This is a genomic window from Paraburkholderia xenovorans LB400, assembly GCF_000013645.1.
Classification (GTDB): domain Bacteria; phylum Pseudomonadota; class Gammaproteobacteria; order Burkholderiales; family Burkholderiaceae; genus Paraburkholderia; species Paraburkholderia xenovorans.
This window is the reverse complement of the sequence record NC_007951.1, coordinates 524855-549476: the sequence shown is the minus strand read 5'-3', so window position 1 is coordinate 549476 and position 24622 is coordinate 524855. Positions and strand designations below refer to the sequence as shown.

Sequence of the window (24622 nt, the reverse complement as noted above, 5' to 3'; positions counted from 1 at the left end):
GATCAACCCACTCGTGTGACATTGAAAGTGCGGCGCCCTGGACTCATTTGTGAGTGACAGACGCGCTAACCGAATCCTTCGTATCGAGCAGAACATACTTCGCATGAACATCATCGAACCCGGTATCCGTAATCTCGCCACCGCCAAGGACATCCTCCTGACGCCCTATGGTCTCGACGAAGCCCTGCTCACCCGCACGCTCGCCGAAATCTTCACGCACAAGATCGACTACGCCGACCTGTATTTCCAGTACACGCGCAGCGAAGCGTGGAGTCTCGAAGAAGGCATCGTGAAGTCCGGCAGCTTCAGCATCGACCAGGGCGTCGGCGTGCGCGCCGTGTCGGGCGACCGCACGGCGTTCGCCTATTCGGACGACCTGTCGCCCGAAGCGATCCGCCAGGCGGCGCTCGCCACCCGTTCGATCGCCAGGGCGGGCGGCGGCAAGCAGAAGATCAAGGTGGCCTCGTCGCTGACCGGCATTGCCGGGCGCGATCTGTATCTGCCGGCCGATCCGCTGCATTCGCTCGACGCGACCGCCAAGGTCAAGCTGCTCGAGCGCATCGAAAAGATGGCGCGCGGCCGCGATCCGCGCATCCAGCAGGTCATGGCGGGTCTCGCCGGCGAATACGACGTAGTGCTGGTCGCGCGCAGCGACGGCGGCTTCGCGGCCGACATCCGGCCGCTCGTGCGCGTGTCGGTCACGGTGATCGCCGAGCAGAACGGCCGCCGCGAAATCGGCAGCGGCGGCGGCGGCGGCCGCTTCGACTACGCCTATTTCACCGACGAGGTGCTGTCAGGCTATGTCGACGACGCGGTGCATGCGGCGCTGGTGAACCTCGAAGCCCGTCCGGCGCCGGCCGGCGCGATGACCGTCGTGCTCGGACCGGGCTGGCCCGGCGTACTGCTGCACGAAGCGATCGGCCACGGTCTGGAAGGCGACTTCAACCGCAAGGGTTCGTCGGCATTCGCGGGGCGCATCGGCGAACAGGTGGCCGCCAGGGGCGTGACCGTGGTGGACGACGGCACGCTGCCGAACCGCCGCGGCTCGCTCAATATCGACGACGAAGGCAATCCGACCCAGTGCACCACGCTGATCGAAGACGGCATCCTGAAGGGCTACATCCAGGACACGCTGAACGCGCGTCTGATGAAGATGCCGGTCACGGGCAATGCGCGCCGTGAGTCGTACGCCGCGCTACCCATGCCGCGCATGACCAACACGTACATGCTCAATGGCGACAAGGATCCGCAGGAAATCATCGCCTCCGTGAAGAACGGCTTGTATGCGGTGAACTTCGGCGGCGGCCAGGTCGACATCACCAACGGCAAGTTCGTGTTCTCGGCTTCCGAGGCGTACATGATCGAAGACGGCAAGGTCACGTATCCGGTGAAGGGCGCAACGCTGATCGGCAGTGGTCCGGAATCGCTCAAATACGTCAGCATGATCGGCAACGACATGAAGCTCGATTCGGGCGTGGGCGTGTGCGGCAAGGAAGGCCAGAGCGTGCCGGTGGGCGTCGGCCAGCCCACGCTGCGGATCGACCGGATGACGGTTGGCGGCACTGCCTGATTCGTTACAAACGCATACTTCGTGCATACATTGCGCGAAGTATGCGGATTTCCCGCATTTTTATGCCCGGTAGCTTGCAAGTGCAGCCTGACCGGGTTATAAAGTCACTCACCCTTTTTGACCTGCGACCTCATTCGTCATGTCCGCCAAGTTTTACTTTTACTTTTTTTGGCATCTCAGACCGCTGGCGGATCGAGAGGGGTGTTAGTGCACGCAGAACACCGAGAATTCCCGAAAAACCGCCAGCCAGTCTGGCGGTTTTTTTTCGCCTCATGCCTTTGAAACTTTATTTTTGATGGTTGTCCGCTCTGGCATCGCCGCTTCATCGCAATCCTGACTGCCTGCGCGAACACGCTACGAACCGATTGGAGAACAACATGCCCCCGCACAACACCGACGATGTCCGCATCCGCGAATTGAAAGAACTCACGCCGCCCGCTCACCTGATCCGTGAATTCGCCTGCGACGAAACGGTGTCCGACGTGATCTATAACTCGCGCACCTCGATGCATCGCATTCTGCACGGCATGGAAGATCGCCTGATCGTGATCATCGGACCGTGCTCGATTCACGATACGAAGGCGGCGATGGAATACGCCGGCCGTCTGGTCGAGCAGCGCAAGCGCTTTGCCGGCGAGCTCGAAATCGTGATGCGCGTGTACTTCGAAAAGCCGCGCACAACTGTTGGCTGGAAGGGTCTCATCAACGACCCGTACATGGACAATAGCTTCAAGATCAACGAAGGCCTGCGCACCGCGCGCGAGTTGCTGTTGCGCATCAACGAACTCGGCCTGCCGGCCGGCACCGAATACCTCGACATGATCAGTCCGCAGTACATCGCCGACCTGATCTCGTGGGGCGCAATCGGCGCGCGGACCACCGAATCGCAGGTGCACCGCGAACTGGCTTCGGGCCTGTCGTGCCCGGTCGGCTTCAAGAACGGCACGGACGGCAACGTCAAGATCGCGGTCGACGCGATCAAGGCCGCCTCGCAGCCGCACCATTTCCTGTCGGTCACGAAGGGCGGCCACTCGGCAATCGTGTCGACCGCGGGCAATGAGGACTGCCACATCATCCTGCGCGGCGGCAAGACGCCGAACTACGACGCGGACAGCGTCAACGCCGCGTGCGCGGACATCGGCAAGGCCGGTCTCGCCGCGCGCCTGATGATCGACGCGAGCCACGCGAACAGCTCGAAGAAGCACGAGAATCAGATTCCGGTGTGCGCGGATATCGGCCGCCAGATTGCTTCGGGTGACGAACGGATTGTCGGCGTGATGGTGGAATCGAATCTGGTGGCGGGCCGCCAGGATCTGCAGGAAGGCTGCGCGCTGACGTACGGCCAGAGCATCACCGACGCGTGCATCGGCTGGGACGAAAGTGTCGCCGTGCTGGAAGGCCTCGCCGACGCGGTGAAGCAGCGCCGTGTGGCACGCGGCAGCGGCAACTGAAGCCGCGCTGATTGCAGCAGTGGATGCAAAAAAACCCGGCTCGGCGAGCCGGGTTTTTTATTGGCCGAACGGACGAATGGCGCTCCCTTAACCGCCTCTGTACCGTAACGACTCATGGCCGGGTCGAGTACGACTTGACCGGGATGAATGTTGGGTATAAAATTTTGTACATGAAAGGCGGCTATGGAGCAGGAAAAAGAAATTCGCTGGCTCGGCTCCAGCTATCACGATTTACTCGCCTTTCCCGAGGAAATGCGTCGTCGAGCGGGGTTTCAACTCGGCAAGATTCAGGCTGGCCTCGACCCTGACGACTGGAAACCGTTTGACTCGATCGGCCCCGGAACACGCGAGATTCGCATCAGGGAAGCAGACGGTGTTTTTCGCGTCATGTACGTGACCAAGTTCGTGGAAGCGCTTTACGTGCTGCATTGCTTCCAGAAGAAAACGCAAAGGCTGGGTCCGCACGACAGGAAGATTGCCGAAACGCGGTATCGCGCCATCATTAACAATAGGAAAACTGAAAAATGACGATCGACACCAAAATTCGTCACGTAACCAGGCCCGGTGCCAATCTGTTCCTCGAACTCGGCTTTTCCGCCAAAGAGGCGAAGCAACTGCATGCAGCGTCGCAAAAACAGATCAATGACACGCGGCTGCTCAAGGAGCAGCTCATGACGGAACTGTCCACCTGGATCGAGCAGCATCATCTGAAGCAGGCCGAGGCGGCCGAGATTCTGATGGTGTCGCGCCCGCGCGTGTCCGACGTGGTCAACAAGAAAACCACCAAATTCACCATCGACACGCTCGTGGAAATGATGAGCCGGATCGGCAAGCCGGTCACGCTGGCAGTCGGCTGACGTGCAAGACTCACCAATGCATGTGATCGTGCATGCGTCGTCGCACTGTCACGCGCGTATTGCCACGGCTCGGCGCTAGCCTGCGCGGCGCTCGTGTTGCCACAGCACGTCAGTACCGCCGTCCGCGCGGTTGAGTACGCGCGCGAGCACGAACAACAGGTCGGACAGCCGGTTCACATACTGGCGCGGCGCGGCATTAATGGTGTCGTGTTCGCCTAACGCAACGATCGCCCGTTCAGCACGCCGGCACACGGTGCGGCACACATGCGCGAGCGAGGCCGCGCGCGAGCCGGCAGGCAGGATGAACTCCTTCAGCGGCGGCAACGCCGCGTTGTAGTCGGCGAGCCAGTCGTCGAGTTGCGCGAGTTGCCGGTCGGTAATCATGGTGTGGCCGGGAATGCACAACTCGCCGCCCAGGTCGAACAGGTCATGCTGGATCGTGACCAGCGCTGCCCGCACCTTGTCCGGCAAGGTTTCACACAGCAGCACACCGACATTCGAGTTGAGTTCGTCCACGTCGCCGATCGCGGCGATCCGCGCGCTGTCTTTGCGCACACGGCTCCCGTCGCCGAGGCCCGTGGTGCCGTCATCACCCGTGCGGGTGGCGATCTTGCTCAAGCGGTTGCCCATCATGTCTCCCATGCATTCAGTGACGATACGCGGTTCAATGCGGCAGAGGCGGTGACCAACGCGGCCCACCTGCCTAACGCAGGCCCATCGCGGCCCCGGCCCAGCCCCGGTGTGGCTCATCCGGCACCGCGTTTATCCATATTGCGCGCATCGTGAAGTCGCCGCCATTATAGAAGCGTCGACCGGCTTCAACGCCGGCCCACGGGCGATCGGCGTAAAATGAAGCACTTGCTGCAAACCGGTATCGCCCCACATATCAGGAGACATGCGTGAACCATCCCGTGCCGCCGGCCCCGTTGCGCCGTCCGTTTCCCGCCGAGCTGCTGAGCGCGCTCAAGGCCGCGTTCGCCGAGCGCGTGTCCGTGTCCGAAGCCGTGCGCGTCCATCATGGCCGCGACGAATCGCCGTTCGACCCTCAACTGCCCGACGCAGTCGTGTTCGCACGCACTACCGAAGACGTGCAGAACGTCGTCAAACTGTGCGGCCAGTACAACGTCCCGGTCATTCCTTACGGTAACGGCTCGTCGCTGGAAGGGCATCTGCTCGCCGTGCAAGGCGGCGTATCGATCGATCTGTCGGAAATGAACCGGGTGCTGTCGATCAACGCCGAAGACCTGACCGTCACCGTCGAGCCCGGCATCTCGCGCAAACAGTTGAACGAGGCGTTGCGCGACACGGGTCTGTTCTTCCCGATCGACCCCGGCGCGGACGCGAGCATCGGCGGCATGTCGGCCACGCGCGCGTCGGGTACCAACGCTGTGCGCTACGGCACGATGCGCGAAAACGTGCTCGGGCTGACCGTGGTGCTGGCCGATGGCCGCGTGATCAAAACCGGCACGCGGGCCCGCAAGTCGTCCGCGGGTTACGACCTCACGCGCCTGTTCGTCGGCTCGGAAGGCACGCTCGGCGTGATTACGGAAATCACAGTCCGCCTGTATCCGCAGCCGGAGGCGGTGTCCGCGGCGGTGTGCACGTTCCCGTCGATGGGCGACGCGGTTCGCGCGGTCATCGAAACGATCCAGATCGGCGTACCGATTGCGCGCGTCGAATTCGTCGACTCGCTCGCCATCCGCTCGATCAACCGCCACTCGAATCTGACGCTGCGTGAAGCGCCCACGTTGTTCTTCGAGTTCCACGGCACCGAGGCCGGCGTAAAAGAGCAGGCCGAACTCGTCCAGGAGGTCGCCGCGCAGAATGCCGGCGAGGGCTTCGAATGGGCCACGCGTCCGGAAGACCGCAGCCGTCTATGGAATGCGCGCCACAACGCCTATTTCGCCATGCTGCAACTGAAGCCCGGTTGCCGCGCGGTCACGACCGACGTCTGCGTGCCGATCTCGCGCCTCGCGGAATGTGTGGAGGAAACGGAACAGGACCTGAAGGCGTCGCCTCTGCCCTGCCCGATCGTCGGCCATGTCGGCGACGGCAACTTCCACGTTGCGATCCTGATCGATCCCAACAAGCCGGAAGAACTGGTCGAAGCCGAGCGCCTGAACCATCGCATCGTGGAGCGCGCGCTGCGCATGGACGGCACCTGTACGGGCGAGCATGGCGTCGGCTTGCACAAGATGGGCTTCCTGCTCGAAGAACACGGTGAAGTCGCGGTCGACACCATGCGCTCGATCAAGCACGCGCTCGATCCGCACAATCTGATGAACCCGGGCAAGATCTTCTCCTGGGCGGCTTGAGGCATGGTCAGGCGCGGCTGCATCAGAAAGCCGGCCGCGCCGGACTTGAAAGGCATGAGGAGACAGGTCACATGAACGCACCCGCTGAACTGACCGCCGAGGTACTCGCCCAGCGCCAGCGCGAAGTCGTGCAGGCGCTGATGGCCGTGTTGCCGACCCACTGTCTGCTGTATCGCGAAGAAGACACCGTCGCCTATGAATGCGACGGTCTCGCCGCCTACCGGCGTCTGCCGCTCGCGGTCGCGTTGCCGGAGACGGAATCGCAGGTGCAGCGCATCGTGCAGATCTGCCACCGCCTCGACGTGCCGATCGTCCCGCGCGGTGCGGGCACCGGCCTGTCCGGCGGCGCCATGCCGATCCGCCACGGTGTGGTGGTGTCGCTCGCGCGCTTGCGCAAGATCGTCGAGGTCGATTCGTACGCGCGAACCGCCACGGTGCAGCCGGGCGTGCGCAACCTGTCCATCTCCGAAGCCGCCGCACCTTACGGCCTGTATTACGCGCCGGACCCGTCGTCGCAGATTGCCTGCACGATCGGCGGCAATGTCTCGGAGAATTCCGGCGGCGTTCACTGCCTCAAATACGGTCTGACGGTGCATAACGTGCTGCGCGTGCGCGCCGTCACGATGGAAGGCGAAATCGTCGAGTTCGGCTCGCTCGCGCCGGATGCGCCCGGCCTCGATCTGCTGGCGGTGCTGATCGGCAGCGAAGGCATGTTTGCGATCGTCACCGAAGTCACCGTCAAGCTGATCCCCAAGCCGCAAACGGCGCAGGTCATCATGGCCAGTTTCGACGACGTCGTGAAAGGCGGCGACGCGGTTGCCGGCATCATTGCGGCGGGCATCATCCCGGCGGGTCTGGAAATGATGGACAAGCCGGCCACGCGCGCCGTCGAGGAATTCGTCAACGCGGGCTACGATCTCGACGCGGCGGCGATCCTGCTGTGCGAATCGGACGGCACGCCCGACGAAGTCGCCGACGAGATCGTGCGCATGACCGCGGTGCTGCGCGAACACGGCGCCACGCGCATCCAGATTTCGCGCTCGGAAAACGAACGGCTGCGCTTCTGGTCGGGGCGCAAGAACGCCTTCCCGGCCGCCGGGCGCATTTCACCCGACTATTACTGCATGGACGGCACCGTGCCGCGCCGCAGTATTGGCCCGCTGCTCACGCGCATCGAGGCGATGGAGAAGATCTACAACTTGCGCTGCATCAACGTCTTCCACGCGGGAGACGGCAACATGCATCCGCTGATCCTGTTCAACGGCAACGACCGGGACGAGTGGCACCGGGCCGAAGCGTTCGGTTGCGACATTCTCGAAGCATGCGTGGAACTGGGCGGCACGGTGACCGGCGAGCACGGCGTCGGCATCGAGAAGATCAATTCCATGTGCGTGCAGTTTTCGCCCGAAGAGCGCGACGCGTTCCACGCGGTCAAGCGGGCTTTCGACGCGCCTGGCCTCCTGAACCCCGACAAAGGCATTCCCACGCGCGCCCGCTGCGCCGAATACGGCAAGATGCACGTACGCGGCGGCTTGCTGCCGCATCCGGACCTGCCGCGTTTCTAACATTGCCGTACCCGCCGACGCATTGCGCATAACCCGCGCCGGTGCCGCTGTTCCTGCTTTCACCCTGATTACCCGATACGGGTCCGCTCCGGGTTGCGAGAGCGCCCCCGCCCGGTACAATCAACCGAAACACAACGAAGCAGGACACCATGGAAGAGGACGACATCGTCGCCGGTTGGTCGGAACGTGTACGTTCGGCCAGCGCCGAAGGGCGCGCGTTGCGCATCCGTGGCGGCGGCACCAAAGACTGGTACGGCCAGACGCTCGAAGGTGACATCCTCGACACGCGCGCTTATCGCGGCATCATTGCGTACGATCCGGCGGAACTGGTCATCACCGCGCGTGCGGGCACGCCCCTGCTGGAGATCGAGGCCGCGCTCGCCGACCACCATCAGATGCTCGCCTTCGAACCGCCGCACTTCGGGCCGCAGGCCACCTTCGGCGGCTGCATCGCGGCGGGCATTGCCGGGCCGCGCCGCCCGTCGGCCGGTGCGGCGCGCGACTTCGTGCTCGGCGCCGTGATCATGAACGGCCAGGGGCAAACGCTGCATTTCGGCGGCCAGGTGGTGAAGAACGTCGCCGGCTACGACGTCTCGCGCCTGATGGCCGGCTCGCTCGGCACGCTCGGGCTGATCCTCGAACTGTCGATCAAGGTGCTGCCGTTGCCGCAGGCCGAAGCCACGCTCAAATTCGACATGAACGGCACCGACGCGGTCCGCAAGCTCAACGAATGGGGCGGCCGGCCGCTGCCGATTACCGCGAGTGCCTGGCGTCATGGCACGCTGGCCGTGCGCCTCGCGGGCGCCGAGGCCGCGGTCAAGTCGGCGCGTACCTCGCTGGGCGGCGAAGTGGTCGATGCGGTCGAAGCGGAGCGCTTCTGGGCCGGCCTGCGCGAACAGACCGATTCGTTTTTCTCCGCCATTCCGCCGAAAGCGGCGCTGTGGCGCCTCGCGCTGCCATCCATCACGGAGCCGCTGCAACTGCCCGGTGCGCAACTCATGGAATGGGGCGGCGGCCAGCGCTGGTGGATCACCGACACCGACGCGCAAACCGTGCGCATCAGCGCCAAGCAGGCGGGCGGCCACGCGACGATATTCCGGACCGGTCACGGCTACGACCGTGGCGCCGGTGTGTTCACCCCGCTTCCCGCGCCGCTCATGAAAATCCATCGCGGCCTGAAAGCCGCTTTCGACCCGGCCCGCATCTTCAATCGCGGCCGTCTCTACCCCGACTTCTGAGCGACGCGATGCAAACCAACCTCGCGGACTTCATGCGCAACACGCCCGATGGCGACGAAGCCGACGGCATTCTGCGCAACTGCGTGCATTGCGGTTTCTGCACGGCTACCTGTCCGACCTATCAGCTGCTCGGCGACGAACTCGACGGCCCGCGCGGACGGATCTATCTGATCAAGCAGATGGTGGAAGGCGCACCGGTCACGCGCAGCACCCAGGTCCACCTCGACCGCTGCCTGACCTGCCGCAACTGCGAAACGACCTGCCCCTCCGGCGTGCAATATGGCCGGCTGGTGGAGATCGGCCGCAAGATCACCGAAGAAAAAGTCACGCGTCCGCTCGGCCAGAGGCTGATGCGCCGGATGCTCGCGAGCTTCGTGCCGAGCAGCGCGCTGTTCACGCCGACCATGCGTATCGGTCAGCATTTTCGGCCGTTGCTGCCGAGGAAGCTGCGCGACAAGGTGCCCGCGCGGCAGCGTCCGCTGGAATGGCCGACCGCGAAGCATCCGCGCAAGATGCTGCTGCTCGCGGGCTGCGTGCAACCGTCGATGATGCCGAACGTCAACGTCGCGACCGCGCGCGTGCTCGACGCGCTCGGCATCGAAACGCTGATCGCGCCGGATGCCGGCTGCTGCGGCGCGATCCGTCTGCATCTGGGCTACAACGACGACGCCCTCGACGACCTGCGCGCCAACATCGACGCATGGTGGCCGTACGTCGAACAGGGCGTGGAAGCGATCGTGATGAACGCGTCCGGCTGCGGCGCGACCGTCAAGGAATACGCGCACCTGTTGCGCGACGATCCGGCGTATGCGGAAAAAGCGCGCCGCGTGGTGGAACTGACGCGCGACATCGCGGAGATCCTGCCGGAGTTCGAAGAATCGCTGGTTTCCGTCACGCGGCGCCGCTCGGTGCATACGGTCGCGTTTCATCCGCCCTGCACGCTGCAGCATGGCCAGCAGATACGCGGCAAGGTCGAGCACCTGCTCGGCGCGCTGGGTGTCGAAGTGCGACTGCCCACCGACAATCATCTATGCTGCGGCTCGGCCGGCACCTACTCGCTGACGCAGCCCAAGCTTTCGTATGCGTTGCGGGATCAGAAGCTCGAACGGCTGCAGGCGCAGGAGCCGCAGGTGATCGTGTCGGCGAACGTCGGCTGCATTGCGCATCTGCAAAGCGGCACGTCCACGCCGGTTGCGCACTGGATCGAACTGGTCGAGCACATGCTGTCCGTATAATCGGGTAATCGACTTTCGCTGGACTTCCGGATCCGTCATGCCCGATCTGATTCACAACCTCGAAGCGGTGCGGCAGCGCATCGCCACGGCCGCGCACGTGGCCGGACGCGATACACGTTCGATCCATCTGCTCGCGGTCTCGAAGACTTTCCCCGCCGAAGACGTGCGCGCCGCCTACGCTGCCGGCCAGCGCGCGTTCGGCGAGAACTACGTGCAGGAAGCCATCACCAAGATCGAGGCGCTCGCCGATCTGCGCGCCACGATCGAATGGCATTTCATCGGCCCTTTGCAATCGAACAAGACGCGCCCCGTCGCCGAGCATTTCGACTGGGTGCACTCGGTCGACCGGCTGAAGATCGCGCAGCGGCTTTCGGAGCAGCGGCCGGACAATCTGCCGCCGCTGAACGTGTGTCTACAGGTCAACATCAGCGGCGAGGCGTCGAAGAGCGGCGTCGGCATTGCCGAGGCGGCGCAGGTCGCGCAGGCGATCGCCGCACTGCCGAAGCTTAAGCTGCGCGGCCTGATGGCGATTCCCGAACCGGCCGGGAGCATCGACGAGCAACGCGTGCCGCATCGGCAGTTGCGCGAGTTGTTCGAGCGTCTGCGCGACGGCGGACTCGCACTCGATACGCTGTCGATGGGCATGTCGAGCGACCTCGAGGCCGCCGTACTGGAAGGCGCGACCATCGTGCGCGTAGGCACCGCGATCTTCGGCGCGCGAGATTACTCTAACTGAGCTTCGCGAACCTTTTCAGGCTCCGTTGGCTCTTCACGGCACTTCATCCGGAACATCATGAAAATTGCTTTTATCGGCGGTGGCAACATGGCCGCCGCGTTGATCGGCGGCCTCATCAAACGTGGCGTCGCAGCCGCTGACCTCTACGCAATCGATCCCAACGAAGAGGCGCGCAAACGCAATGAGCAGCAGTTCGGCATCCGGACCGGCGCCGCCGCGGATGCCGCGCTGGCCGCGTACGACGCCGTCGTGCTGGCGGTGAAGCCGCAGATCCTGAAGAGCGTCGCCGAGGCGGTGGCGCCGCATCTGAACGCGTCGCAACTGGTCGTGAGCATCGTCGCCGGTATTCGCATGGGCGACATGTCGCGCTGGCTGAACGGTCACAGCCGTATCGTGCGCGTCATGCCCAATACGCCGGCGTTGATCGGCATGGGCGTGACCGGTCTCGTGGCAACCGGCAGCGTGGACGAAGCGGGCCGCGCGCTCGCGTCGCAACTGCTGGGCGCAGTCGGCGAAACGGTCTGGTTCGACGACGAAGCGAAGATCGACGCCGTCACCGCAATCTCGGGCAGCGGGCCCGCCTACGTGTTCTATTTCATCGAAGCGTTGCAGGAAGCCGCCCGCCAGCTCGGCATGGATGAAGCGCAGGGCCGTGCGCTCGCCGTCGCGACCTTCACCGGCGCGGCGCAACTGGCGGCGAATTCCGACGAGCCGCCGGGCGTGCTGCGCGAACGCGTGACGTCGAAGGGCGGCACCACGGCGGCGGCGCTGGCGTCGTTCGACGCGAGCGGCATCAAGGATGCGATCGTGCGCGGCGCGCTCGCGGCCAATGCCCGTGCGCGGGAAATGGGCGACGAATTCGGCAAGCAGTAAGCGCGCAGGCAGCACAGTAGGACTGAACGCCGCGGCGCTTCGATTCAGGCCGCCGCGGCGTTAGTGATGAAGCACCGCAAAGCCGGCGCAAAGCCGGCGCAAAGCCCTGCGGAAAAACTAGAACCACGTCGCCGCGTAATGCGCGGCGATACCCGCGAACAGCGCGCCGCCCAGCCAGTTGTTATGCCGGAACGCGGCGAAGCACGCCATCCGTTCCCGATTTCGGATCAGCGTGTAGTGATAGATCGCGCAGCCCGCGGCCGCCGCCCAGCCCAGCCAGTACAGCGCGCCGAAACCGAGCAGCACGCCGATGCCCACGTAGATCCCCAGCGTCACCGCGTAGCAGAGCATGATCGCGGCCACGTCGAAGCGGCCGAACGTCAGCGCCGAAGTGCGGATGCCGATCTTGATGTCGTCGTCGCGGTCGACCATCGCATATTCGGTGTCGTACGCGACCGACCAGAACACATTGGCCAGCAGCATCACCCACGCGAGCATCGGCACGTGGTTCTGAATCGCGGCGAACGCCATAGGAATGCCGAAACCGAACGCGATGCCCAGATAAGCCTGCGGAATGGCGAAGAAGCGCTTGGTGAACGGATACGAACCGGCGACGAAGAGCGCCGCCACCGAGAGTTCCTTAGTCAGCGCATTCAGCGGCAGGATCAGCAGAAATGCCAGCAGCGACAACGCGGCCGCCAGCGCCACCGCTTCCCACGCCCTGATCTTGCCCGACGTGATCGGACGGTTCTCCGTGCGCCTCACGTAACGATCGAAATCGCGATCGGCGTAGTCGTTGATCGCGCAACCCGCCGAGCGCATCAGCACCGTGCCCACCGTGAAGATCACCAGCAGCGGCAACGACGGGCGACCGTCCGACGCGATCCACAGCGCGTTGAGCGTCGGCCATAGCAGCAGCAGGCTGCCGATCGGCTTGTCCATGCGCACGAGGCGCAGATACAGGGGAAGTCGGGCGAACATGGGCGGAGTCGGTGAAAGTGCGAGACGGTGCGGCTATTTTACGGGATGCGGACGGCGGGCCGCCGCGACGCAAGCAGGTCGGACAAGGCTGCGCAGAAAAAAAGCCTCCCGCGCAGGGAGGCTTTGTTTGCATGACGTCTCGACGCCCGCGCCGGAGCGACGCGCCACGCTGAAATCCGGGCGAGATGCCCGGTGCGCTTGATGCTTAAGGTTGATGCTTAAGCCAGCATCGAGCGCAGCATCCACGCGGTCTTTTCGTGCGTTTGCATGCGTTGCGTCAGCAGGTCGGCGGTCGGCTCGTCGTTGGCGGCTTCCGTCGACGGGAAAATCGCGCGTGCGGTACGCACCACGGCTTCCTGACCTTCCACCAGCTGGCGGATCATTTCTTCCGCCGCCGGCACGCCGTCCGCTTCCGGAATCGACGACAGCCTGGCGAATTCCTTGTAGCTGCCCGGCGCATGCACGCCCAGCGCGCGAATCCGTTCAGCGATCGAATCGACCGCGAGCGCCAGCTCGTTGTATTGCGTTTCGAACATCAGGTGCAGCGTATTGAACATCGGACCCGTCACGTTCCAGTGGAAGTTATGGGTCTTCAGGTACAGCGTATAGGTGTCGGCGAGCAGGCGCGACAGACCTTCCGCAATCTTCTTGCGATCCTTGTCGCTGATCCCGATATTGACGTGCTGTACCGCTGCTGAAGCTTCTTTTTTGGCCATGATGACTCCTTTGAAGAGTGATACGAACCGATCGGCAAGTGACGGTCTGCGGATAGCAAACCCGGCATAGCGAACGCCCGACAGTTTAGCGTAGAAAGCTGCTGCGCCCGTATGACGCGTGGCCACTTGCCGCACCCGCGGCATGGCCTGCATCAACCGCCCAGGGCGTGTTGCAGCGCCTGCGCGGCGATCACTGCGAGCCCGCTCGTGACGATCGCGAAACCCACTGCCTTGCGCGCCATCAAAGCGTACTGCTGTTGCGCGCCGCGTGCGGCTGAAGTGCCGCCCAGCGTGGCCATCATCATCTGCATCATGATCGTGCTCCTTCGGTTCGTATCGATACCGGCGGGACGCAGATGCGTCCCGCGTTGCTGCATCGCTTCAACTGCTCGATGCGCTTACTTCGTCTCGCCTTCCGCGAGCCTGGCAATCGCTGCGATCACGCCTTCCGCGTATGCCGGATCGGCGCGGCGGAAATGCTCGATCTGACGCGCGACGATCTCCTGCGGCACACCGTTGATATGGCGTGCGATGTTGCCGAACAGACGCTCGCGCTGGGCCGCATCGAAGAGCGCAAACAGCATGCCCGGCTGCGTGTAGTAGTCGTCGTCCAGACGATGATCGTAGCGATCCACCGCGCCCGCCGCGAGCGGCGGTTCGGACGCGTTGGCGTCCTGCGCGAAGTCGCCGAAGCGGTTCGGCTCGTAATTCACGTTGCCGCCGAGGTTGCCGTCCGTGCGCATCGCGCCGTCGCGATGAAACGAATGCGGGCTCGCCACACGCGAGGCGTTCACCGGAATCTGGTGGTGATTCACGCCGAGGCGATAGCGCTGCGTGTCGCCATACGAGAACAGACGCCCCTGCAACAGACGATCCGGCGAGAAACCGATGCCCGGCACCACGTTGGCCGGCGTGAACGCCGCCTGCTCCACGTCCGCGAAATAGTTGGCGGCATTGCGATTCAACTCGATCGTGCCGACATCGATCAGCGGATAGTCCTTCTGCGACCACACTTTCGTGATGTCGAACGGATTGAAGCGATACGTGGCGGCTTCCGCTTCCGGCATCACCTGAATGGCGAAGCGCCATTTCGGGAAGTTGCCCTGGTCGATGTTCGTGAGCAGATCGCGTTGCGCGCTTTCACGATCCTGCGCGACCACCTGTGCGGCTTCTGCATCGGTAAAGTTCTCGACGCCTTGCATCGACTTGAAGTGGAACTTCACCCAGAAACGCTCGTTGTTGGCGTTGATGAACGAGTACGTGTGCGAGCCGAAGCCGTGCATCTGACGGAAATTCTGCGGAATCCCGCGGTCGCTCATCAGAATCGTCACCTGATGCAGCGACTCCGGATGACGCGACCAGAAATCCCACGCGGCCACATTGCTGCGCATGTTGGTGTACGGGTCGCGCTTTTGCGTGTGGATGAAGTCCGGAAACTTCAGCGGATCGCGGATAAAGAACACCGGCGTGTTGTTGCCCACCACGTCCCAGTTGCCCTCTTCCGTGTAGAACTTGATCGAGAAGCCGCGCACGTCGCGTTCGGCGTCGGCCGCGCCGCGCTCGCCGGCAACCGTCGAAAAGCGCATGAAAAGCGGCGTTTCCTTGCCGGCTTGCGCGAACACCTTCGCCTTCGTGTAGCGCGAGATATCGTGCGTGACCTTCAGCGTGCCGAACGCGCCCGAACCTTTGGCGTGAACGCGGCGTTCCGGAATCACTTCGCGGTCGAAGTGAGCGAGTTTTTCGAGCAGCCAGACGTCTTGCAGGACGACCGGACCGCGCGCGCCGGCGGTCATCGAATTCTGGTTGTCGGCGACGGGTGCGCCGGCGGCATTGGTGAGCTTGTGTTCGGACATGCGTGACTCCTGGATGGCTTTTATCGAAACAGAGTGTGGAAGAGGCGCTGTGCACTGATGCCAGAGGCTCACGCGTCAAGCGTGATGCGTCATGCGGACAAGGCCCGATCGACCAGCAGGGACAACGCAACGGTCCGCACGCTGAGCATCGACATGGCGAAACCACCGGACGCGGCGGCCGGTTGGGCGGCGAGGGCCTGGACTTGCTGCGGGTTCGGTTGCGTCATGATTTCCTCCGGGTCTTGTGGAATCGGGTGATCCCTGGAGGACACTATAACAACGCTATCGAATTAACGTGTTTGATTAATTTTATCTATTCGATAGGGATGGCGGCTATCGACGCCCGGATGGCCTCGGACCGGTTGCCGCCTGGCGATGCGCGGCGAACCGGCCGGATGCGGGCGCGGCCGTCAGTTGACGGCGACGGGCAAGTCGAGCTTCCTGACGCCCGGCAGATCGCAGGCGTTGATGGCGTCGCAAATGGCGTCGATAGCGGGCATGCGCGTGAAGCTCTTGCGCCAGGCCAGCACGACGCGGCGATCCGGCACGGGTTCGTCGAAAGCGACGTAGCTGAGCAGCCCGGCGTCGATGCCGCCGGCATGCGGCTTGACTTCGTGCACCGACATGCGCGGCAGCACGGTAATGCCGACACCGCTCGCCACCATGTGGCGAATGGTTTCCAGCGACGAGCCCTCGAAGGTCTTCTGGATGCCGTCCGCGTTTTGCGAAAAGCGCATCAGTTCCGGACAGACGCCCAGCACGTGATCACGGAAACAGTGGCCGCTGCCGAGCAGCAACATGGTTTCCTGCTTCAGATCGTCGGCGTCGATCTTCTGGCGGTTTTCCCAGGCATGACCGGACGGCAGCGCGACCACGAAGGGTTCGTCGTACAGCGGGCGCAGCATCAGGCCGGTTTCCGGAAACGGGAGCGCCATGATGGCGACGTCGATTTCGCCTTGTTTGAGCAGTTCGATCAGCTTGAGCGTGTAATTTTCCTGCAGCATCAAGGGCATTTGCGGGACGCGCTTGATCATCTGCTTGACGAGCGTGGGCAGCAGGTACGGCCCGATCGTGTAGATGACGCCGAGGCGCAGCGGCCCGACCAGCGGGTCTTTGCCCTGTTTGGCGATTTCCTTGATGGCGAGCGTCTGTTCGAGGACACGTTGAGCTTGCGTGACGATCTGTTCGCCGATCGGCGTGACGCTCACTTCGCTGGTGCCGCGCTCGAAGATCTGGACGTTGAGCTCGTCTTCGAGCTTCTTGATGGCCACCGACAAGGTCGGCTGGCTGACGAAACACGCTTCGGCGGCCCGGCCGAAGTGCCGCTCGCGGGCAACCGCGACGATGTATTTCAGTTCGGTGAGGGTCATTGGGGGACCAATCAGTGCGGTGAGTTTGATAGGTTCTAGTTATACACCTATAGGGTCGGTTCGCCAACTTTTTGGGGGAGTGGGGGGCCTCTGGGTGTGCTCTCTCTCGGCCAGAACCAAAGAAACACACTCAAAAAAACGCCGCGCAGGCAAAAGAGCGACCGGAAACCTCATGCCTTCAAATACTGCTCCCGCGCCCCCAACCACCGCGCCAGATGCTGCATCACCACCTCCGGATATTTCTCGAGCAAAGCCGCCGCCGCCTCCCGCGCAGGTTCAATCAGCCACTGATCGTTCTCAAGATCGGCAAACCTGAGCATCGCCGCGCCCGATTGCCGCGCCCCCAAAAACTCCCCCGGCCCACGAATCTCCAGATCCCGCCGGGCGATCTCAAAACCATCGGTCGTCTCACGCATGGTCTGAAGCCGCGCCCGCGCAGTCATCGACAAAGGCCCGGTGTAAAGCAGCACGCAAACCGAAGCCGCACTGCCACGCCCCACCCGCCCGCGCAACTGGTGCAATTGCGCAAGCCCAAACCGCTCGGCATGCTCGATCACCATCAAGGACGCGTTCGGCACATCGACGCCCACTTCGATCACCGTAGTCGCCACCAGCAACTGCACCTCGTTGCGCGTAAACGCATCCATTACCGCAGCCTTCTCGGCCGGCGCAAGACGCCCATGCACGAGACCGACCTTCAGCTCGGGCAACGCGGCCACCAGCGTCTCATAAGTCTCGACCGCGGTCTGCAACTGCAACGTCTCGCTTTCCTCGATCAACGGACACACCCAGTACACCTGGCGCCCCGTCAATGCGGCCTCGCGCACGCGCCCGATTACCTCTTCGCGGCGCGCGTCGGATACGAGCTTGGTCAGGATCGGCGTGCGCCCGGGCGGCAATTCGTCGATGGTCGAAACGTCGAGGTCGGCGTAATACGTCATCGCGAGCGTGCGCGGAATCGGCGTGGCCGACATCATCAACTGATGCGGCTGGAAGTCGCGCGCGCCGTCGGCGGCGTTCTGCGCCTTGGCGCGCAGCGCAAGCCGTTGCGCCACGCCGAAGCGGTGCTGTTCGTCGACGATCACGAGCCCGAGGCGCGCGAACTCCACCGCGTCCTGAATGATCGCGTGCGTGCCGATCACGAGTTGCGCCGTGCCGAGCGCGGCGGCTTCGATGGCGGCGCGCTTTTCCCGGGTCTTCAGACTGCCGGCCAGCCACGCGACGCTCACGCCGAGCGGCTCCAGCCAGCCGCGCAATTTGCGCGCGTGCTGTTCGGCGAGAATTTCGGTCGGCGCCATGAGCGCGGCCTGATAGCCGGCGTCGATAGCTTGGGCCGCGGCCAGCGCGGCGACGATCGTCTTGCCGCTGCCGACGTCGCCCTGCAGGAGCCGCTGCATCGGATGAGGCTGCGTCAGGTCGAGCGCGATCTCGCCGCCCACACGCTCCTGCGCCGCCGTCAGCGAAAACGGCAGCGCCTTCAGCAAGCGCGCCACCAGCGCGGATTCGTCGCCGAGCTTGCGGCGCGGCATGGCCGGCGCCGCGCGCGTGCGGCGCTCCTCGTGCGCGCGCTTGAGCGACATCTGCTGCGCGAGCAGTTCCTCGAACTTGATACGCACCCAGGCCGGATGCGTGCCGTCGATCAACGCCGTCTCGTCGGACTGCACACCCGGATGATGCAGCGTGCGCACGGCGTCCATCAGCGACGGCACGCCGAGCGGCTCCAACCACGTACGCGCGACCGGCTCGGGCAGCAACTCCGGCAGCGAGGTGCGCGACAGCGCGTTGTCGATCGATTTGCGCAGATATGCCTGCGTCACGCCTGCCGTGCTGGGATAGACCGGCGTCAGCGCCTGCGGCAGCGGCGTGTCTTCGTCGACTACGCGCACGGCCGGATGCACCATCTCCATGCCGAAGAAACCGCCGCGCACGTCGCCACGTACCCGCAGCCGCGCGCCGATCGCCATCTGCTTGACCTGCGAGCCGTAGAAATTCAGGAAGCGCAGCACGAGTTCGTCACCGGCGTCGTCGCGCAGTTTCACCAGCAACTGGCGGCGTGGACGATAGGCGATCTCGTTGTCGAACACCACGCCTTCGGTCTGCGCAATGCCGCCGGGCAGCAGATGCCCGATCGGCGTCAGCGAGGTCTCGTCCTCGTAACGCATGGGCAGATGCAGGACCAGATCGATGTCGCGAGTCAGGCCGAGTTTGGCGAGCTTGTCGGCGGTTTTTTCGGCGGGTTTGGCGGCCGGCTTGTCGGTGGACTTCGCTGCGGGCTTCGTTGCTGATTTCGCGGCGGCTTTCGCGGCGGCTTTCGCGGCAGATCTGCCGGCGGGTTTGTCGCCGAATATGTTGTCCGGCTTGTCGGTCGGCTTGTCGGTCGGCTTGTCGGTCGGTTCATCGGCCGGTTTGTCAGCCGGCTTGTCAGCCGGATGGATGCCGGATTTTTCACCTTCACGCGCGGCTTTTTCGCGGTCCACCACCACCCCCGCGCCAACATCGCCCGCCTGGGCAGCCACCGTCTTGCCTCGCGAGACGCGGCGCTTGGGCTCGGCGCTCACTTCATCGTTAGCGGAGGGCAATCGGCGGTCGGACAAAGGCATGGGCTGCTTCGCAAGTACAATATCGGCTGTCAAAGGGTTCGCCGCCATACGGCGCGCACTCTCGCGGGCCGCTCAGGCGTCCCGCAATCATAGCCGCCCGGCTCCGCCTTCGGCTCAATTCAGTCCCAATTCGCTCCCAGTCGTTCGCATGTTGACGCTTTCCGATTTCGATTTCGATCTGCCTCCCGAGCTGATCGCGCAAGTCGCGCTGCCCGAGCGCAGCGCCAGCCGTCTGCTCGAGGTGGACAACCCGGCCGGCGCCACCGGCCCGGCGCGCCTGATCGACCGCCGCTTTGCCGAGTTGCCCGACTGCATCGCAGCCGGCGACCTGCTGGTCTTCAACGATACCAAAGTCCTGAAGGCGCGCTTCCTCGGCCAGAAGGCCAGTGGCGGCAAAATCGAAGTGCTGGTGGAGCGCCTCACCGGCGAACGCACGGCGCTCGCGCAGATTCGCGCGAGCAAGAGCCCGCAGCCCGGCACCACCATCCGCCTGGCGGATGCTTTCGACGTCACGGTCGGCGAGCGCGTCGAGCCGTTCTACACGCTGCATTTCCCCGCCGACTGCCTGACGCTGATCGAGCAATTCGGCCGCCTGCCGCTGCCGCCCTACATCGAGCACGATCCCGACGCGACCGACGAAACCCGCTATCAGACGGTGTTCGCGCAAAATCCCGGCGCCGTCGCAGCGCCGACCGCCGGCCTGCATTTCGACGAGGCGCTGCTCGCGCGCCTCGACGCCGCCGGCGTGGAGCGCGCAACGCTGACGCTGCACGTCGGCGCGGGCACATTCCAGCCGGTGCGGGTCGAAAACCTCGCCGAGCACAAGATGCACAGCGAGTGGTATCACCTGCCGCAATCGCTCGCCGACAAAATCGCGGCGACCCGCGCGCGCGGCAACCGCGTGATCGCGGTGGGCACGACCTCGATGCGCGCGCTCGAAGCCGCAGCGCGCGACGCCGAAGCCGCGGGCCGGCCGCTTGCCGCCGCCAGTACGGAAACCGACATTTTCATCACGCCGGGCTATCGATTCCGCGTGGTCGACCGGCTGGTGACCAATTTCCATTTGCCCAAGTCGACGTTACTGATGCTGGTGTCGGCGTTCGCCGGCGTCGAGACGATTCGCGAGGCGTACCGCCACGCGATCGAAGCGCGTTACCGCTTTTTCAGTTACGGCGACGCAATGCTGCTCACGCGGCGCGACGCGTGACGCGCGGCAGCGGACCAGGCCGCTTCAAGGTTTTCGTCGTTCCCTCTGCCGCCGCGAACCTTCCGGCGGCGTTCAACATTTGCGCCGGACTGTTCTCCGGTTGCACAGGAGTTATTTCATGACCGACGGTCATCTGTCGCAAGATGCGACCCACGAGCGTCCCGAAAACGGCCTCAAATTCGAACTGCTCGGCGTCGACGGCCAGGCCCGCCGCGGCCGCGTCGCCCTGAATCACGGCGTGGTGGAAACGCCGATCTTCATGCCGGTCGGCACCTACGGCACCGTGAAAGCGGTGCAGCCGCGCGAGCTGGAGGAAATGCACGCGCAGATCATCCTCGGCAACACTTTCCATCTGTGGCTTCGTCCGGGGCTGGAAACGATCGAAGCGTACGGCGGCCTGCATGGCTTCATGGGCTGGAAGAAGCCGATCCTGACCGACTCGGGCGGCTTCCAGGTGTTCTCGCTCGGCGATCTGCGCAAGATCACCGAAGATGGCGTCACGTTCGCGTCGCCGATCAACGGCGACAAGCTGTTCCTGTCGCCCGAAGTGTCGATGCAGATCCAGAAAGTGCTGAACTCGGACATCGTCATGCAATTCGACGAATGCACGCCGTACGCGACCCATAACGTGCCGACCTCGCACCAGGAGGCGGCCGATTCCATGCGCATGTCGATGCGCTGGGCACAGCGCTCGATCGACGAATTCAACCGGCTGGGCAATCCGAACGCGTTGTTCGGCATCGTTCAGGGCGGCATGTTCGAAGACCTGCGCGACGAGTCGCTGGCCGGACTCGCGGAGAAGGATTTCCACGGTCTGGCGATCGGCGGGCTGTCGGTCGGCGAACCGAAAGAAGACATGATGCGCGTGCTGAACCACATCGGTCCGAAGCTGCCGGCCAACAAGCCGCACTACCTGATGGGCGTCGGCACGCCGGAAGATCTGGTGGCGGGCGTCGCCGCCGGCGTCGACATGTTCGACTGCGTGATGCCGACCCGCAACGCGCGCAACGGCTGGCTCTTCACGCGTTTCGGCGACATCAAGATCCGCAACGCCGCGCACAGGAATTCGCTGCGCCCGCTCGACGAGCAATGCGGCTGCTACACGTGCCGAAATTTCACTCGCGGCTATCTGCATCATCTGCATCGTGTTGGGGAAATCCTCGGTGCGCAGTTGAACACGATCCACAACCTGCACTACTACCTCGAACTGATGCAGGAAATCCGCGACGCGATCGACGCGAAAATGTTCGAGCCGTTCCGCAAACGCTTTCACGAGAACCGCGCGCGCGGCACCGCCGAGGCGCCGTAACAGCGCGGGGTAACGGATTCAGCCGAAGAATCCGTCGGCCTCGCGAAGAAAACCTTACAATTAACTTTCGCGGACGGCGGTAAAGACGGCGAAGCAGGCTTTAAACGGTTGATCGCAAAGCCGATTCGCCGCGCCGACGCGCGTCGGGCCAGTGGTAGAATAACCGGCTGATTTTTTTGATCGTTTTGACTTATAACGGAGAGACCAACGTGTCGTTCATTTCCAATGCCTTCGCCCAAGGCACAGCAACAGGTGGCATTGAATCGAACCTGATGAGCTTCCTGCCGCTGATCCTGATGTTCGGCGTGCTGTACTTCATCATGATTCGCCCGCAAATGAAGCGCCAGAAGGAACATCGCAACATGCTCGCCGCGATGGCCAAAGGCGATGAAGTGGTGACGAACGGCGGCATCGTCGGCAAGGTGACCAAGGTGGGCGAAGCTTACGTCGGCGTCGAAATCTCGGAAGGCACGGAAATCACCGTGCAAAAAGCGTCGGTCACGACGATTCTCCCGAAGGGCACGATCAAGTCGCTGTAAGGCCTGCTCTCTCGCGTCCGGCGCGGCCTCGCCGGCGGTTCTGGCGGAACAACGCTGAATCACCCGCGCTCATCGCCGGACGCATCGCTTCCAAGCCAACCTTCCCGTTGGACCACTCATGAATCGTTACCCCCTCTGGAAATATGCCGTGATGCTGGTGGCTCTGGTCATCGGCCTCGTGTACACGCTGCCCAACCTGTTCGGCGAAGCGCCGGCGGTGCAGGTGTCGAGCGGCAAGGCAACGGTCAAGCTCGACTCGACCACGCTGTCGGCTGTCGAAGCCGCGCTCGCCGCGAATCAGATCAAGCCGGACGACGTCACGTTCGACAACTCGGCGACCAACGCGAACATCCGCGTGCGTCTGCCGGACACCGACACGCAGCTGCGCGTGAAGGACCTGCTGCAGAAGTCGCTGAACAGCGACCCGAGCGACCCGCAGTACATCGTCGCGCTGAATCTGCAAAGCGCGTCGCCGCGCTGGCTGACCGCCTTGCACGCGCTGCCGATGTACCTCGGCCTCGATCTGCGCGGCGGCGTTCACTTCCTGCTGCAGGTCGACATGGCCGGCGCGCTGAACAAGAAGCTCGATTCGGACGCTTCGGACGCGCGCACGCTCCTGCGTGACAGCAATATCCGCGACGGCGGCGTGAACCGCGTGAACCAGACGGTGGTGATCAATTTCGCCGACCAGGCGACGGCGGACATCGCATCGAAGCAACTGGGCCGCAGCATCAGCGAACTCCAGTGGGCCTCGCAAACCGGTCCCGACGGCGGCGTGCAACTGGTCGGCACGTTCACGCCGACAGTGCAGAAAGCCGTGCAGGACGCCGCGCTCAAGCAGAACATCACCACGCTGCATAACCGCGTGAACGAACTCGGCGTGGCCGAGCCGGTGATCCAGCAGCAAGGCTCCGACCGTATCGTGGTCGAACTGCCGGGCGTGCAGGACACGGCGAAGGCGAAGGACATCATCGGCCGCACGGCAACGCTCGAAGCGCGCTTGGCCGACCCGGTCAACACGCATCCGAACCCGTCCGATCCGGTGCCGCCGGGCGACGAACTGTTCACGCAGGGCAACCAGACGCCGGTACTGCTGCGCAAGCAGATCATCTTCACGGGCGACCGGATTATCGACGCGTCGGCGGGCTTCGACGAGCATCAACGTCCTTCCGTCAACATCCGTCTGGATTCGGCCGGCGGCCGTGCGGTCGCCAGCGTGTCGCGCGACAACATCGGCAAGCCTATGGCGATGGTGCTGTTCGAAAAGGGCAAGGGCGAAGTGCTGACGGTGGCGACCATCCAGTCGGAACTGGGCGACCGCTTCCAGATCACCGGCCAGGCCACGCCGCAAGGCGCCGCCGACCTCGCGCTGCTGCTGCGCGCTGGTTCGCTGGCCGCGCCGATGGACATCATCGAAGAACGCACGATCGGCCCGAGCCTCGGCGCGGACAACATCAGGAAGGGCTTCCACTCGGTGGTGTGGGGCTTCGCGGCGATCGCCGTCTTCATGATCGCGTACTACATGCTGTTCGGCGTGATCTCCATGATCGGCCTGTCGGTCAACCTGCTGCTGCTGATCGCGGTGCTGTCCATGCTGCAGGCCACGCTCACCCTGCCGGGTATCGCCGCTATCGCGCTCGCACTCGGTATGGCGATCGACGCGAACGTGCTGATCAACGAGCGGGTGCGCGAGGAACTGCGCAACGGCGCGCCGCCGCAACTGGCCATCCAGAACGGCTACGCGCACGCCTGGGCAACGATTCTCGACTCGAACGTCACCACGCTGATCGCCGGTATCGCGCTGCTCGCATTCGGCTCGGGGCCGGTGCGCGGCTTTGCGATCGTGCACTGTATCGGCATTCTCACGTCGATGTTCTCGGCGGTGTTCTTCTCGCGCGGCATCGTCAACCTCTGGTACGGCGGCAAGAAGAAGCTGAAGTCGCTGGCCATCGGCCAGGTGTGGCGTCCGGATACGGCGCCCGCAGGCTCGGCGGCTTACCTCGGTAGCGAAGACGCCTCCACCGACACCGCGCAAGCCGTCGCCGCGGTCGCCGCCAAGCCGTCGAAGGCGAGAGCCGCGGTCGCGCAGGCACGCGCCGGCAAGCCGACCGTACGCCGCCGCAATGCGCCGGGGTCGTCGACCGGTACGCCGGGTTCATCGCCGGGTTCCACGAATACACCGCAGAAACCGGGTTCGTCCCGCTGAG

At 64.1% G+C, this 24622-nt stretch carries 22 protein-coding genes; 14 read left to right on the top strand and 8 right to left on the bottom strand.

Annotated elements, in window-relative coordinates; translation table 11 throughout:
* The first annotated feature begins 103 nt into the window (after positions 1-103).
* From tldD to BXE_RS02435, 4 genes are all read left to right on the top strand, one after another.
* Positions 104-1570: a metalloprotease TldD gene (tldD, locus tag BXE_RS02450; RefSeq protein WP_011486850.1), complete on the top strand. Its 1467-nt coding sequence runs from the start codon at positions 104-106 to the stop codon at positions 1568-1570.
* Positions 1571-1947: 377 nt separating this feature from the next.
* Positions 1948-3021 carry a 3-deoxy-7-phosphoheptulonate synthase AroG gene (aroG, locus tag BXE_RS02445; RefSeq protein ID WP_011486849.1) on the top strand — a complete coding sequence of 358 codons (1074 nt, stop codon included), beginning with the start codon at positions 1948-1950 and terminating at the stop codon, positions 3019-3021.
* Between the two features lie 183 nt (positions 3022-3204).
* Positions 3205-3549, top strand: coding sequence for a type II toxin-antitoxin system RelE/ParE family toxin (locus BXE_RS02440; RefSeq protein WP_011486848.1), 345 nt, complete (start codon positions 3205-3207; stop codon positions 3547-3549).
* Positions 3546-3878, top strand: coding sequence for a helix-turn-helix domain-containing protein (locus BXE_RS02435; protein WP_011486847.1), 333 nt, complete (start codon positions 3546-3548; stop codon positions 3876-3878). Before BXE_RS02440 ends, BXE_RS02435 begins: the two co-directional genes overlap by 4 nt.
* A 75-nt stretch (positions 3879-3953) precedes the next feature.
* Here BXE_RS02435 and BXE_RS02430 read toward each other — a convergent pair whose 3' ends face one another.
* Positions 3954-4508, bottom strand: a complete 555-nt coding sequence (locus tag BXE_RS02430) for a cob(I)yrinic acid a,c-diamide adenosyltransferase (RefSeq protein WP_038456974.1) — start codon at positions 4506-4508, stop codon at positions 3954-3956.
* A 269-nt stretch (positions 4509-4777) separates the two neighbouring features.
* On the opposite strand from BXE_RS02430, the gene BXE_RS02425 reads away from it, so the two are divergent.
* From BXE_RS02425 to proC, 6 genes are all read left to right on the top strand, one after another.
* The gene (locus tag BXE_RS02425; RefSeq protein ID WP_011486845.1) at positions 4778-6193 is read left to right on the top strand and encodes an FAD-linked oxidase C-terminal domain-containing protein; all 1416 of its coding nucleotides are present in this window, start codon (positions 4778-4780) and stop codon (positions 6191-6193) included.
* A 71-nt stretch (positions 6194-6264) separates the two neighbouring features.
* Positions 6265-7758: an FAD-linked oxidase C-terminal domain-containing protein gene (locus tag BXE_RS02420; RefSeq protein ID WP_011486844.1), complete on the top strand. Its 1494-nt coding sequence runs from the start codon at positions 6265-6267 to the stop codon at positions 7756-7758.
* Positions 7759-7907: 149 nt separating this feature from the next.
* Positions 7908-8996 carry a glycolate oxidase subunit GlcE gene (glcE, locus tag BXE_RS02415; RefSeq protein WP_011486843.1) on the top strand — a complete coding sequence of 363 codons (1089 nt, stop codon included), beginning with the start codon at positions 7908-7910 and terminating at the stop codon, positions 8994-8996.
* Between the two features lie 8 nt (positions 8997-9004).
* A complete protein-coding gene (gene glcF / locus BXE_RS02410; protein ID WP_011486842.1) occupies positions 9005-10231 on the top strand; it encodes a glycolate oxidase subunit GlcF in 1227 nt (408 codons plus the stop codon).
* A 37-nt stretch (positions 10232-10268) separates the two neighbouring features.
* A complete protein-coding gene (locus BXE_RS02405; RefSeq protein ID WP_011486841.1) occupies positions 10269-10967 on the top strand; it encodes a YggS family pyridoxal phosphate-dependent enzyme in 699 nt (232 codons plus the stop codon).
* A 57-nt stretch (positions 10968-11024) separates the two neighbouring features.
* A complete protein-coding gene (proC, locus tag BXE_RS02400; protein WP_011486840.1) occupies positions 11025-11840 on the top strand; it encodes a pyrroline-5-carboxylate reductase in 816 nt (271 codons plus the stop codon).
* A gap of 117 nt (positions 11841-11957) precedes the next feature.
* Here the strand turns inward: proC and ubiA are convergent, their stop codons facing one another.
* The 7 genes from ubiA to recG all read right to left on the bottom strand — a co-directional run bounded on the left by ubiA (position 11958) and on the right by recG (position 19360).
* Positions 11958-12821 carry a 4-hydroxybenzoate octaprenyltransferase gene (gene ubiA / locus BXE_RS02395; protein WP_011486839.1) on the bottom strand — a complete coding sequence of 288 codons (864 nt, stop codon included), beginning with the start codon at positions 12819-12821 and terminating at the stop codon, positions 11958-11960.
* Positions 12822-13039: 218 nt separating this feature from the next.
* Positions 13040-13537 carry a Dps family protein gene (locus BXE_RS02390; protein WP_011486838.1) on the bottom strand — a complete coding sequence of 166 codons (498 nt, stop codon included), beginning with the start codon at positions 13535-13537 and terminating at the stop codon, positions 13040-13042.
* Between the two features lie 152 nt (positions 13538-13689).
* Entirely contained in the window at positions 13690-13851 is a 162-nt protein-coding gene (locus BXE_RS46350; protein WP_007179279.1) for a hypothetical protein, read from the bottom strand.
* A gap of 84 nt (positions 13852-13935) precedes the next feature.
* Positions 13936-15390, bottom strand: a complete 1455-nt coding sequence (locus BXE_RS02380) for a catalase (RefSeq protein ID WP_011486836.1) — start codon at positions 15388-15390, stop codon at positions 13936-13938.
* 89 nt (positions 15391-15479) lie between these two features.
* Positions 15480-15617 carry a hypothetical protein gene (locus BXE_RS46345; RefSeq protein ID WP_167540868.1) on the bottom strand — a complete coding sequence of 46 codons (138 nt, stop codon included), beginning with the start codon at positions 15615-15617 and terminating at the stop codon, positions 15480-15482.
* A gap of 183 nt (positions 15618-15800) precedes the next feature.
* Positions 15801-16760, bottom strand: coding sequence for a LysR substrate-binding domain-containing protein (locus BXE_RS02375; RefSeq protein ID WP_011486835.1), 960 nt, complete (start codon positions 16758-16760; stop codon positions 15801-15803).
* Between the two features lie 170 nt (positions 16761-16930).
* Positions 16931-19360: an ATP-dependent DNA helicase RecG gene (gene recG / locus BXE_RS02370; RefSeq protein WP_038458362.1), complete on the bottom strand. Its 2430-nt coding sequence runs from the start codon at positions 19358-19360 to the stop codon at positions 16931-16933.
* Between the two features lie 148 nt (positions 19361-19508).
* On the opposite strand from recG, the gene queA reads away from it, so the two are divergent.
* The 4 genes from queA to secD all read left to right on the top strand — a co-directional run bounded on the left by queA (position 19509) and on the right by secD (position 24621).
* Positions 19509-20567, top strand: coding sequence for a tRNA preQ1(34) S-adenosylmethionine ribosyltransferase-isomerase QueA (queA, locus tag BXE_RS02365; protein ID WP_011486833.1), 1059 nt, complete (start codon positions 19509-19511; stop codon positions 20565-20567).
* 118 nt (positions 20568-20685) lie between these two features.
* Positions 20686-21876 carry a tRNA guanosine(34) transglycosylase Tgt gene (gene tgt / locus BXE_RS02360; RefSeq protein WP_011486832.1) on the top strand — a complete coding sequence of 397 codons (1191 nt, stop codon included), beginning with the start codon at positions 20686-20688 and terminating at the stop codon, positions 21874-21876.
* A gap of 209 nt (positions 21877-22085) precedes the next feature.
* Positions 22086-22415 carry a preprotein translocase subunit YajC gene (yajC, locus tag BXE_RS02355; protein ID WP_007179286.1) on the top strand — a complete coding sequence of 110 codons (330 nt, stop codon included), beginning with the start codon at positions 22086-22088 and terminating at the stop codon, positions 22413-22415.
* A gap of 118 nt (positions 22416-22533) precedes the next feature.
* Entirely contained in the window at positions 22534-24621 is a 2088-nt protein-coding gene (gene secD / locus BXE_RS02350; RefSeq protein ID WP_011486830.1) for a protein translocase subunit SecD, read from the top strand.
* Position 24622: the final 1 nt, after the last annotated feature.

What these genes read in the sequence shown, in the direction of transcription:
- BXE_RS46345 (WP_167540868.1), bottom strand. Translation starts at nt 15,617, where the DNA reads ATGACGCAACCGAACCCGCAGCAAGTCCAGGCCCTCGCCGCCCAACCG.
- tgt (WP_011486832.1), top strand. Translation starts at nt 20,686, where the DNA reads ATGACCGACGGTCATCTGTCGCAAGATGCGACCCACGAGCGTCCCGAA.
- secD (WP_011486830.1), top strand. Translation starts at nt 22,534, where the DNA reads ATGAATCGTTACCCCCTCTGGAAATATGCCGTGATGCTGGTGGCTCTG.
- aroG (WP_011486849.1), top strand. Translation starts at nt 1,948, where the DNA reads ATGCCCCCGCACAACACCGACGATGTCCGCATCCGCGAATTGAAAGAA.
- BXE_RS02420 (WP_011486844.1), top strand. Translation starts at nt 6,265, where the DNA reads ATGAACGCACCCGCTGAACTGACCGCCGAGGTACTCGCCCAGCGCCAG.
- BXE_RS02380 (WP_011486836.1), bottom strand. Translation starts at nt 15,390, where the DNA reads ATGTCCGAACACAAGCTCACCAATGCCGCCGGCGCACCCGTCGCCGAC.
- tldD (WP_011486850.1), top strand. Translation starts at nt 104, where the DNA reads ATGAACATCATCGAACCCGGTATCCGTAATCTCGCCACCGCCAAGGAC.
- glcE (WP_011486843.1), top strand. Translation starts at nt 7,908, where the DNA reads ATGGAAGAGGACGACATCGTCGCCGGTTGGTCGGAACGTGTACGTTCG.
- ubiA (WP_011486839.1), bottom strand. Translation starts at nt 12,821, where the DNA reads ATGTTCGCCCGACTTCCCCTGTATCTGCGCCTCGTGCGCATGGACAAG.
- BXE_RS02440 (WP_011486848.1), top strand. Translation starts at nt 3,205, where the DNA reads ATGGAGCAGGAAAAAGAAATTCGCTGGCTCGGCTCCAGCTATCACGAT.
- BXE_RS02375 (WP_011486835.1), bottom strand. Translation starts at nt 16,760, where the DNA reads ATGACCCTCACCGAACTGAAATACATCGTCGCGGTTGCCCGCGAGCGG.
- BXE_RS02435 (WP_011486847.1), top strand. Translation starts at nt 3,546, where the DNA reads ATGACGATCGACACCAAAATTCGTCACGTAACCAGGCCCGGTGCCAAT.
- BXE_RS02390 (WP_011486838.1), bottom strand. Translation starts at nt 13,537, where the DNA reads ATGGCCAAAAAAGAAGCTTCAGCAGCGGTACAGCACGTCAATATCGGG.
- BXE_RS46350 (WP_007179279.1), bottom strand. Translation starts at nt 13,851, where the DNA reads ATGATGCAGATGATGATGGCCACGCTGGGCGGCACTTCAGCCGCACGC.
- recG (WP_038458362.1), bottom strand. Translation starts at nt 19,360, where the DNA reads ATGCCTTTGTCCGACCGCCGATTGCCCTCCGCTAACGATGAAGTGAGC.
- glcF (WP_011486842.1), top strand. Translation starts at nt 9,005, where the DNA reads ATGCAAACCAACCTCGCGGACTTCATGCGCAACACGCCCGATGGCGAC.
- BXE_RS02405 (WP_011486841.1), top strand. Translation starts at nt 10,269, where the DNA reads ATGCCCGATCTGATTCACAACCTCGAAGCGGTGCGGCAGCGCATCGCC.
- proC (WP_011486840.1), top strand. Translation starts at nt 11,025, where the DNA reads ATGAAAATTGCTTTTATCGGCGGTGGCAACATGGCCGCCGCGTTGATC.
- BXE_RS02430 (WP_038456974.1), bottom strand. Translation starts at nt 4,508, where the DNA reads ATGGGCAACCGCTTGAGCAAGATCGCCACCCGCACGGGTGATGACGGC.
- queA (WP_011486833.1), top strand. Translation starts at nt 19,509, where the DNA reads ATGTTGACGCTTTCCGATTTCGATTTCGATCTGCCTCCCGAGCTGATC.